Below are 10,833 nucleotides of genomic sequence, written 5' to 3'. Positions count from 1 at the left end.
ACATAGAATTCAAAAAATAAAAAGAAAGACTCCTAATATATTCGCACAACTTGAAGAGATTCACTATCTTTGCCATTAGAAGAATGATATTTAGACCAAATATGCAACATAGAATATATAGAACTGCAAAACCTTTTGTAAAATGGGTAGGTGGAAAGACGCAGCTTTTAGGAGATATAGAGCGTACCTTACCATCTGACTTCTCACAGAAAAAAAACGTTATTTATGTAGAACCTTTCGTTGGAGGTGGGGCTGTTTTATTTTGGATATTACAGCAATTTCCCAATATTCAAAAAGCTGTGATTAATGATATAAATCCCCATTTGATAACTACATATAAAGTTATTAAGGAACAACCATATAAATTGATTGAACAATTAAAAGAACTTCAAGAAAAGTATATCCCCTTGGGAGAAGAAGACAGAAAAGAGTATTATTTAAATAAGCGCGACATATATAACGCTTCATCCTTGTCTGAAATAGAGACCGCCGCTTTATTCATTTTTTTAAATAGGACATGCTTCAATGGGTTGTATAGAGTAAATTCTAAAGGAAAATTCAATGTTCCCCATGGAAAATATGCCAATCCTAGAATTTGTGATGAAGATACAATTCTTGCAGATTCTAAGATTTTGCAAAAGGTAGATATTTTGTGTGGGGATTTCGAGAAAACAATAGCTTACGCTTCTCCTGATGCTTTATTCTACTTTGATCCTCCATATAAACCTTTAAGCAAAACTTCTTCTTTCAACTCGTATGCCAAAGATGAGTTTGACGATAATGAACAAATACGGCTACGCGATTTTTGTCACAAGATAGTTCAATATAAAACTAATTTCATCTTAAGTAATTCGGATGTGAAAGGCAAAGACGAAAATGATAATTTCTTTGATGAGATTTATAACGAATACCATATTCAGCGAGTAATGGCTACGCGAATGGTTAATGCCAATCCTGAAAAAAGAGGGAAACTGTCCGAACTTATGATTTCTAATATTAGCATGAATTATAGATAAATTTGTATGGAAAGAGATTTTAAACAATGGCTTGCACTGTTTCGTACAAGTATTGCGAACTACCAATATTATACATACTTTGACAAAGTTTTCTCTAATGTTGATGCTATTAAAGTGGAATTGAATATTATGAATTCTCTTATTGGCAGCAAAAATATAGAAAACGATTTTGATAATTTATTATGTAAATACCCTAGTATTCTAAAGTGTATTCCTATTCTGATAGCAAAGCGTGAAATGGATATAGAAGCTATAGATGAAGAAGGCAGCTTCTGTTATAATTTCAAAAAAATGAACTATAGTGTAGAGCAATATAAAATATTTATGCGCAAAACTGGTATTTTCAACTTGATTGAGAATCGCATTATCGGAAGTCTTGTAGATTATGTTACAGGAATAGAAACTGGGCTTGATTCTAATGGAAGAAAAAATAGAGGTGGACACCTGATGGAGAACCTCGTCGAATCATATATACAGAAGGCTGGGTTTGTAAAAGGTATCACCTACTTCAAAGAAATGTATATTCATGCTATCGAAAAGAAATGGGGTATTGATTTATCTTCAATATCTAACCAAGGTAAGGCAGAGAAACGATTTGATTTTGTCGTAAAAACACCTACCATGGTATATGGTATAGAAACCAATTTTTATGGAAGTAGTGGCTCTAAGCTTAACGAAACAGCAAGAAGTTACAAAACGATAACCTTGGAAACCAAAGACCTAACAGATTTTACATTTGTCTGGTTTACGGATGGAAAAGGATGGAATAGTGCGCGTCGAAATTTGGAAGAAACTTTTGATGTACTTGAACATATATACAATATTAATGATATGGAGAACGGCATTATAAGTAAAATCATGAAATAAATAGAACGATGAAAAACATCTATCAACATAATATAGAACTAGAGCCTATTCGTATAAACAATGCGGATAAAGCTACTTTCTCACAAAAACTTATAGATTTACCATATCGAGGTTATGAAGTCGAAGAACTCTCTGATGGTAGGAAAATCGTTATCACGAAGCCTGGTGGTAAATCTGTATATGGAAGACCTAAAAAAGAAGATTTTTTAGTATTCATCTATAATCCCAATGATAATACACTATGGCAAATATCTCACAAACAAATCTTAGAAGATGTAATAAATAAAGTTCAGGAAAACAAAGATAAAGCAAAAGTATTTCTGACTTTAATGGAAAAAACATATAATGGAGAAGAACCTTCCGATTTTATAAATGAAATAAGAGCTTTAAATTTCGCTTCCGGTGAAACTCCTGAGGCTTTAATAAAAGTATATAAATGGATATGGGGGCAGGAAGATGTCAATTATCCCACTGGAGAAGGTCGGTTAATGTCCTGGAAGGAATATCAAGAGATTATTGCTAAATTATGATTCCTTATTTCAAATCCTCCGACCGTGCCTTTACCCTCCTGCATGGTGACTGCATCGAATTATTAAAGCAATTCAGTTTCAAGTTCGATATGATATTTGCCGATCCTCCTTACTTTCTCAGTAATGGAGGGATAAGTGTGCAAAGTGGGAAGATGGTATGCGTGGATAAAGGGGAATGGGATAAAGGAGGTACTCCTGAATACATAGATTCGTTCAATCGAGCATGGATAAGCGAATGCCAAAATAAACTGAAGGAAAATGGAACAATATGGATTAGCGGTACATATCATAATATTTTTTCAATAGCCAATATCCTGACTGAATTAGGATTTAAGATTTTGAATGTAGTGACATGGGCAAAGACCAATCCGCCACCTAATATTTCATGTCGTTATTTTACACACTCAACAGAGTTCATTATTTGGGCACGCAAGTCTGCTAAAATAACACACTACTATAATTATAGTATCATGAAGCAAATCAACAGCAACAAGCAGATGACGGACGTATGGCAATTACCGGCCATAGCTCGTTGGGAAAAATCATGTGGCAAACATCCTACTCAGAAACCCTTATCTGTATTGTCGCGTATTATTTTGGCATCAACTCGTGGTGGTGCGTGGATTCTCGACCCATTTACAGGCAGCAGCACTACAGGAATTGCAGCCAATCTTTTGGGACGCCGTTTTTTAGGAATTGATAGAGAAGAAGAATATCTAATCCTTAGTAAAAACCGTAAAAAAGAAATAGAACAAATTGCAAAATTTTCTCTATATCATAAAAAGATTAAAGATATTTCTCTTTTGAATAATGCAGAGAGAATGTCAGTACACGAAAAAGAAGTCTCCATTTATGATTTGCCGTTTTAGTTTGAGCGAATCACGTTTCTCAAAATAAGCCAAAATCCACGGGTTCCCTAAGCAAAAACGGCAAAAAACGTAAAATTAGCTCAAACAAGCGACCTGAAAACTACGTTGAAAACAACAAATGAGAGGGCTATTTTGCTGAGTTCAACAAATGGTATGTAGAATTCTGCGAATGCTATTGCCGCAATCAGCAATAAGCGTGCAGAGAACAGCATGGGAAAGAATAATAAAGTATTATATTAAAAGAAATAATAACAGCATCATCAGCGGATAGACTTCAACTGTTGCTGCTGTAACTATAATGCAAGGTGAAATAATTAAGGTAATGATTCACCACTCCGAAACAATCCGATGTCTCATCGAAAGAGAGAAAGTAATACATCAGGTTTTCGGGTTCTTTCTTTTGGGTCAGGATTTCGTCCACATAGGCAAGAAAGGCGTTTTTGATGCTGTTATCGTTGTAGTAGTCTGCCAACTTTGCCAGTTTACGTTCTATGGGTTTGTTATGCTGCAATTGCATGGCAGATTTCGAGCGTTCAGGCTTCACATCTCCGGTCAGTCCCCCATCATTATAGTATTGGCGGCGCTCGTCATAGACTTGGCTCAGCAGTTGATAGATTCGGGCGGCAGCCTCATGATTTATGGCGGAGGCAGGCTTCAGTTGTTCTTCCTTGCTCTTCTTCTGCATAGTGGCGTGGTAGGCAAAGTAGAGGATGAAGTCACGGAAGAGCGTGGTTTGGGGCATGATGATTTCTACCAGGACATCCACGTCGGCAAGTACACTGAAGTCCACGGAGTAATAGCGGACACGTCCACGGGTGACGGAATTGACCTTTATGTCGGTTTTCAAGAAGCCCAAGGCCGAGAATTGCTTAATGATGACTTCCTGCCGGGTACGGCGGATACGGGTTTCTTCCTCTACACGCGCCTGGGAGTAATGGAAAGGCTTGTATTTAAAAGAAATCTGTTTTACTGTAAGCCAGTCGAACAGAATCAGCTCGTCGGGAGCCAGACGGTAGTTAAGTAATCGCAACACATTGATGCAGAGAGGTATTTCGGGAGCAGAGAGAGCTTTCTTGGCCATTGTTTCTGTTTTTTAGAATAAAAGTTTTGTAAAGATACGGATAAACTATGGAATTACCATCCGAAATGCCATACTTCATCGTCCCGGATGCCACACTTCAGCAGCTGAAATGCCACACTCCGTTGTCCGAAACCTATGGCATTCCGGACGATGAAGTGTGGCATTTCGGAGAATAAGGTGTGGCATTGGAGGCAACCGAGTGTGGCATTCGGGAAAGTCATCTTTTCATCTTCACCTCGTACAAATCGCCTCTCCGGTCTTTCAGGTTGCGTACACTGCCGTAGGTATGCAGTTCATTCAGCAAGTCCAGATCCACATCCGACACAAGAATCATTTCGGTATTCGGAGTGGCTTCCGCACGCTTGCCGTCTGTGGGGAAAGCGAAGTCGCAGGGAGTGAACACGCCGGACTGGGCATACTGGATGTCCATGTTGTGCACGCGGGGAAGATTGCCTACACTGCCGGCTATCACTACAAAGCACTCGTTTTCGATGGCACGAGCATGGGCGCACACCTTTACGCGGCTGTAAGCATTCTGCGTATCGGTAAGGAAAGGAACAAAGAGTATCTGCATGCCTTGGTCCGCCATGATGCGGCTCAGTTCGGGGAACTCTACATCGTAGCATATCAGCACGCCTATCTTAGCACAGTCCGTATCGAAAGTTTGGATGGACTTGCCTCCGCTCAGTCCCCAGGACTTTATCTCGTCGGGAGTGACATGTATCTTTTCGTACATTTCATAACTTCCGTCACGTCGGCAGAGGAATCCTACGTTGTATAGCAGCCCGTCTTCCTTGATAAGCGGCATACTGCCCGTAATAATGTTGATGTTATAGCTGATGGCGAGCTTGACGAAACGCTCCTTGATTTCCTCGGTATAGGCCGCCAGCCCGCGGATAGCCTGCGACTCGCCCTCGTTGTTGAATTTTGCCATCAACGGTGCGTTGAAGTATTCGGGAAAAAGGACAAAGTCACTCTTGTAGTCGCTCACGGCATCCACAAAAAATTCCACTTGCTCAAAAAGGTCATCCAGTGTCTTGTAGGTACGCATCTGCCATTGTACCAAGCCTACGCGGACAGTGGTTTTGGGGTTTACATAGTCTTGTGTGGGAGCCTGATAGTAGATATTGTCCCATTGCAGCAGGCAGGCGTAGTGCTTGGACTCCTCATCATTGGGAAGGTAGTTGCGCATCACCTTGCGCACGTGGAAGTCGTTAGAGAGCTGAAAGGTCAGCACCGGGTCGAAGATTTCCTTTTGCTTCACCTTATCTATGTACTCCTTGGGGCGGATTTGATCGGCATATTTGTAGTAGTTGGGGATACGTCCGCCAAACATGATTGCCTTCAGGTTCAATGTCTCGCAAAGTTCCTTGCGGTATTCATACATACGGCGTGCCAGACGCAGGCCACGGTATTGGGGATGGATAAAGACTTCGATGCCATAAAGTATGTTGCCTTTCGGATTGTGGGTGTTGAAAGTCTCCTTGCCCGTAACCTGGGCGTAAGTGTGGTCGTTCTTCACATCATCGTAGTTCACTATGATGGAAAGCGCACAGCCCACGATTTTCTCGTCAACCACCGTCACAATCTGCCCCTCGGGGAAGATGCGTATCAGTTTTTCTATTTGTTTGTGCGTCCAGAACACATCGCTTCCGTCTGAATAAACGCGCGTAAACGATTGTGCCAACTGGTCATAATCTTCAATCTGCAGATTGCGTATCTGCACCTTATTGATTTTCATTGAATCCATAACTTTCTTGCTATTCCTGATTAAAAACAGTGCAAAGGTACGGTTTATCCTTACATGTTATCTTCCCCTCCGAAGATTTTTCTTTCCCATCTTGAACGGATAAGGGAAAAGATACGGAATTGATAACAAAAAGAGGAGGCATTCATCAGGCCTCCTCTTTCCCGCCTTATATGGACAGTTTCAATGACGGTCTTATCTATTGTTTCTTCTATTCTTCCACAGCTTGGTCATGTCTTCCAGTGTCTTGCCTTTCGTTTCGGGAACAAGCTTCCAGACAAACAGAGCAGCCACCACACAGATGATTCCGTATAAGCCATAAGCAAACATGTGCCCGAACTTGTCTCCCATATCTCCCAAACTCATATTGTACATAGGTACGAAGGTGGAAGATACAATGAAATTGAATATCCATTGGAAGGCTACGGCAATGGCTACTGCAGCGCCACGGATGGTATTCGGGAAGATTTCAGCAATCAGTACCCAGCAGATGGGGCCCCAGCTGAACATGAACGAAGCACTGTAGACCATGATGCTGACAACAGCCAACATGGGAGGAAGCCCTGCCACAACGTTGCAAAGAGCTACTCCGAAAGCACCTATAGCCATGCCGATAGACCCCGAGATGAGCAGCGGTTTACGTCCCCATTTCTCGACTGTAAAGACAGCCAGCAACGTGAACAGAATATTGATGATGCCCATGATGACAGTCTGCACCATCGGGTTACCCATTCCCATCGTTTCGAAGATACGCGGTGCGAAATAGAGTACGGCGTTGATACCTACCGCTTGCTGGAATACACTCAGCATGATACCGATAAAGATAACCATCCAGCCATAAGTGAAAAGCTTTTCCGTCTTTTCCTCTGCCGTGGCTTTGATTTGAGACAGAATAACCTTTGCCTGAGCCAAGCCGTTGATACGGCTTAACACCTGGAGTGCCTTATCATCCTTGCCACTCATGGCAAGATAGCGTGGCGTTTCGGGAACAAACAGTACGAGCAACGCAAAGACTCCTGCAGGAACAGCCTCACTGACAAACATCAGACGCCATCCTATCTCTGTGGTCCATGCTGCCGCTTCGGGATTCAGAATCTGGTTGACTCCTTCAATGGCCTTTATCACCGGATTTGAATTCTCGCCCAGAATAAGGAAATTCACGAAGTAAACCACCAACTGGCCGAAGATAATGGCAAACTGATTCCATGATACCAGAGTCCCGCGAATGTTGCTCGGCGCAATTTCCGCAATATACATCGGGCAGATGGCCGATGCCAAACCTACGCCGATTCCTCCCAATACACGGTAGAAATTGAATGCCACGAGCAAGGAATAGGAAGGAACACCATAGTCGAAGAAAAGGAATTCCGGGTAGTAGGAGCCCAATGCCGACAGAAAGAACAAGACGCCGGCTATGAAAAGAGAATTCTTACGTCCCAGATTGGATGCGAAGAATCCCGAAAGAGCACTACCGATGATACATCCGATAAGTGCACTGGAAGAGGTAATGCCGTGAATCGTATCTGTGTAGACAAAATCGGAGGCACCCATAAAAAATGCCTGAAGCCCTTTATCGGCACCGGATATGACTGCTGTATCGTAGCCGAAAAGCAAGCCCCCGATGACGGCTACCAGCACAATAGAGAAGAGGTAGAGTTTACTGCCTTTTTCTGTATAATTCATGATATTAATGATTAATGGTTAATGATTAGCGATTAATGATTAGCGATTAATGATTAATATTGAAACACCTCATGCGCAACTTATTAACCACTAATCACTAAACATTGATCATTATTAGCAGTACATATTCACGATTGCCTCATACAATTCCTGCTTGCCGCTGGTCTGTTTCGGCTCACCGTTGGCTTTTGCGTAAGCTACCAAATCCTCTAGCGTCAGTTTGCCATCTTCAAATTCCTTGCCTTTACCACTGTCGAAGGAAGCATAGCGGTCGGCCAGCATCTTCTTGTAAGGAGACTCTTCAAGCAGTTTGGCTGCACTTTCCAGTGCACGTGCCATCACGTCCATACCGGCGATGTGGGCAATGAAAATGTCTTCCAGGTCGGTGGAGTTGCGACGGGTCTTGGCATCGAAGTTTGTACCGCCATTGCCAAAGCCTCCGTTACGGATGATTTGCATCATTGCCTGGGTCAGTTCGAAGTTGTCAATGGGGAACTGGTCTGTATCCCAGCCGTTCTGGTAGTCACCACGGTTGGCGTCGATGGAGCCGAGCATACCGTTGTCTACGGCTACTGCGAGTTCGTGCTCGAAGGTGTGGCCCGCCAAAGTAGCGTGGTTCACTTCGATGTTCACCTTGAAATCTTTGTCCAGATTGTGAGCCTTCAAGAAGCCGATAACGGTTTCGGTGTCTACATCATACTGGTGTTTTGTAGGTTCCATCGGTTTCGGTTCAATCAAGAAGGTACCTTTGAAGCCGCGGGCACGTGCATAGTCGCGGGCGATGGTCAACATCTGTGCGAGGTGCTCTTTCTCACGCTTCTGGTCTGTATTCAGCAATGACATGTAGCCTTCGCGACCGCCCCAGAATACATAGTTTGAACCTCCCAGTTCGATAGTAGCGTCGATGGCGTTTTTGATTTGGATGGCGGCACGTGCCACAACATCGAAATCGGGATTGGTGGCTGCACCATTCATGTAGCGGGCATGGCCGAATACGTTGGCAGTACCCCACAACAGTTTGATGCCGGTTTCTGCTTGTTTCTGCTTGGCATACGCTACGATTTCCTTCAAGTTGGCTTCGTATTCTTCAATGGTCTCGGCTTCTTCGCAGAGGTCTACATCGTGGAAGCAGTAGTATTCGATACCCATTTTCTGCATGAATTCAAAGCCGGCGTCCATTTTGTTCTTGGCAGCCTGAACCTTGTCAGCCTCACCGTTCCAGGGGAATTTCTTTGTTCCGCCACCGAATTGGTCACCACCTTCTGCGCAAAGAGTGTGCCACCATGCCATGGCGAACTTCAGCCATTCGCTCATTTTCTTACCCATGATTACTTTATCGGCATCGTAATAACGGAATGCCATCGGGTTCTTGCTCTCTTTACCTTCGAATTTAATCTTTCCTATTCCGGGAAAATACTCTTTTGTTGCCATAAGAATTTAATGTTTTAATGTGAGAATGTGCCAATGACAGACACATTCATCACGGGGTTAATTATTAATTTATTGTTTTAACGTGCTAACGTTTTAATGTGCACATTAGCACATTACCCAGTGTTTCCAGCGCGCATATGCGTCGGCATAAGCCTGGCGGTCTGCCACTTTCGGCTCTATCACCTCGAGCTTCTCAAGCGTGGCAAATGCTTCGTTGTTGTCCTTGTATATGCCCACACCGATTCCGGCGCCTTTGGCGGCACCTACAGAGCCGTCGGTATCATACAGTTCGATGACAGCTCCCGTCACACCGGCCAATGTCTCGCGGAACAGCGGGCTGAGGAACATATTAGCCTTGCCTGCATGAATTTTCTGCACGGGAATGCCCATTTGTTCCATGATGTCGATTCCATATTTAAAGGAAAAAACGATACCTTCCTGCGCTGCACGGATGATATGCTGTTTGCCGTGCTGGTTGAAGTTGATGCCATGAATGGAGCAGCCTATTTCCTTGTTCTCCAGCATACGCTCCGCACCGTTTCCAAAGGGCAGGATACTGATACCGGCACTGCCGATGGGAGCTTGCGCCGCCAGCAGATTCATATCGCTGTAGGAGATGCCTTCGGGAGCAACGGTGCGTTTTACCCATGAATTGAGAATGCCCGTACCATTGATGCACAGCAGAACACCCAGACGGGTTTGCCCGGCAGCATGGTTGACGTGTGCAAAGGTGTTGACACGTGACTTGGGGTCGTAGTTCACCTCACCGTTCACGCCGTATACCACGCCGGACGTTCCGGCGGTAGAAGCAATTTCACCCGGATTGAATACATTCAGGGAAAGGGCATTGTTGGGCTGGTCGCCGGCACGGTAAGTGATAGGCGTACCTTCTTTCAGACCCAGCTCTGCGGCTGCAGCAGCATTGACACGTCCCTGCTCGGAGAAAGTCGGTTTGATGTCGGCAATCAGAGAGGAGTCGAATCCATAATAGTCCATCAGAAAGTCGGCAACCCGGTTGTTCTTGAAATCCCAGAACATCCCTTCGGACAAACCGGACACCGTGGTACAGATGGTACCGCTCAACTTCATGGCGATATAGTCGCCCGGCAGCATTATCTTATGAATCTTTTCGTAAACGGAAGGCTCATTCTCCTTAATCCAAGCCAGTTTGGAGGCCGTGAAGTTGCCCGGAGAATTCAGCAGATGTGAAAGGCAAGTCTCCTCTCCCAATGTTTCGAAAGCCTTTTGTCCGTAGGGCACGGCTCTGGAGTCGCACCAGATAATGGCAGGACGCAACACCTGCTGGTTTTTATCTACACATACCAAGCCATGCATCTGATAAGAGATACCGATCGCCTTGATGTCTTCTGCGTTTACTCCGGATTCTGCCAATACCGCTTGTGTGGCCAGTTTCAAGTTTTCCCACCAGTTTCCGGGGTCTTGCTCTGCCCAGCCGGGCTTCACTGCGATAATTTCCGCTTCAGTCTTGGGGAAGAAGGCAGACGATACACACTTGCCGCTTTCCGCATTTACCAGACTCGCTTTTACAGACGAGCTGCCGATGTCATAACCTAATAAATACATTTCTATCAATATTAAAATGAAAGTG

Annotated in this window: 10 protein-coding genes; 5 read left to right on the top strand and 5 right to left on the bottom strand. The window is 43.9% G+C overall.

All coding sequences use genetic code 11. The features are described from left to right. The first annotated feature begins 101 nt into the window (after positions 1-101). Genes DWY55_RS06545 through DWY55_RS06530 form a run of 4 tightly spaced genes read left to right on the top strand, consistent with a single transcriptional unit; the run spans position 102 to position 3,282 of the window. Entirely contained in the window at positions 102-1,016 is a 915-nt protein-coding gene (locus tag DWY55_RS06545) for a DNA adenine methylase (RefSeq protein WP_008664601.1), read from the top strand. Between the two features lie 6 nt (positions 1,017-1,022). After that, positions 1,023-1,883, top strand: coding sequence for a type II restriction endonuclease (locus DWY55_RS06540; protein WP_005825528.1), 861 nt, complete (start codon positions 1,023-1,025; stop codon positions 1,881-1,883). A gap of 8 nt (positions 1,884-1,891) precedes the next feature. Then, on the top strand, positions 1,892-2,413 hold the full coding sequence (locus tag DWY55_RS06535) for a hypothetical protein (protein ID WP_005825529.1): 522 nt from the start codon (positions 1,892-1,894) through the stop codon (positions 2,411-2,413). Beyond that, positions 2,410-3,282: a DNA-methyltransferase gene (locus DWY55_RS06530; protein WP_005825531.1), complete on the top strand. Its 873-nt coding sequence runs from the start codon at positions 2,410-2,412 to the stop codon at positions 3,280-3,282. Before DWY55_RS06535 ends, DWY55_RS06530 begins: the two co-directional genes overlap by 4 nt. 274 nt (positions 3,283-3,556) lie before the next feature. Here the strand turns inward: DWY55_RS06530 and DWY55_RS06525 are convergent, their stop codons facing one another. Next, positions 3,557-4,363: a hypothetical protein gene (locus DWY55_RS06525; protein ID WP_005825533.1), complete on the bottom strand. Its 807-nt coding sequence runs from the start codon at positions 4,361-4,363 to the stop codon at positions 3,557-3,559. A gap of 47 nt (positions 4,364-4,410) precedes the next feature. Here DWY55_RS06525 and DWY55_RS22505 point away from each other — a divergent pair, with 47 nt between their 5' ends. Beyond that, the gene (locus DWY55_RS22505) at positions 4,411-4,539 is read left to right on the top strand and encodes a hypothetical protein (RefSeq protein ID WP_005837113.1); all 129 of its coding nucleotides are present in this window, start codon (positions 4,411-4,413) and stop codon (positions 4,537-4,539) included. Between the two features lie 41 nt (positions 4,540-4,580). Here DWY55_RS22505 and DWY55_RS06520 read toward each other — a convergent pair whose 3' ends face one another. The 4 genes from DWY55_RS06520 to DWY55_RS06505 all read right to left on the bottom strand — a co-directional run bounded on the left by DWY55_RS06520 (position 4,581) and on the right by DWY55_RS06505 (position 10,808). Next, positions 4,581-6,113 (bottom strand): carbon-nitrogen hydrolase family protein, encoded by a 1,533-nt coding sequence (locus DWY55_RS06520; protein ID WP_005825535.1) that lies wholly within the window; start codon positions 6,111-6,113, stop codon positions 4,581-4,583. 192 nt (positions 6,114-6,305) lie between these two features. Continuing rightward, on the bottom strand, positions 6,306-7,793 hold the full coding sequence (xylE, locus tag DWY55_RS06515; protein ID WP_005825537.1) for a D-xylose transporter XylE: 1,488 nt from the start codon (positions 7,791-7,793) through the stop codon (positions 6,306-6,308). 114 nt (positions 7,794-7,907) lie between these two features. Next, the gene (gene xylA / locus DWY55_RS06510; protein ID WP_005825539.1) at positions 7,908-9,224 is read right to left on the bottom strand and encodes a xylose isomerase; all 1,317 of its coding nucleotides are present in this window, start codon (positions 9,222-9,224) and stop codon (positions 7,908-7,910) included. Between the two features lie 105 nt (positions 9,225-9,329). Next, entirely contained in the window at positions 9,330-10,808 is a 1,479-nt protein-coding gene (locus DWY55_RS06505; protein WP_005825540.1) for a xylulokinase, read from the bottom strand. Positions 10,809-10,833 lie beyond the last annotated feature (25 nt).

The sequence above is a fragment of the Bacteroides sp. AF25-38AC genome, from assembly GCF_003602995.1.
GTDB classification, from domain to species: Bacteria; Bacteroidota; Bacteroidia; order Bacteroidales; family Bacteroidaceae; genus Bacteroides; species Bacteroides uniformis.
Note: the sequence above shows the minus strand (reverse complement) of the source record. Positions and strands in the feature narration are given on the sequence as shown.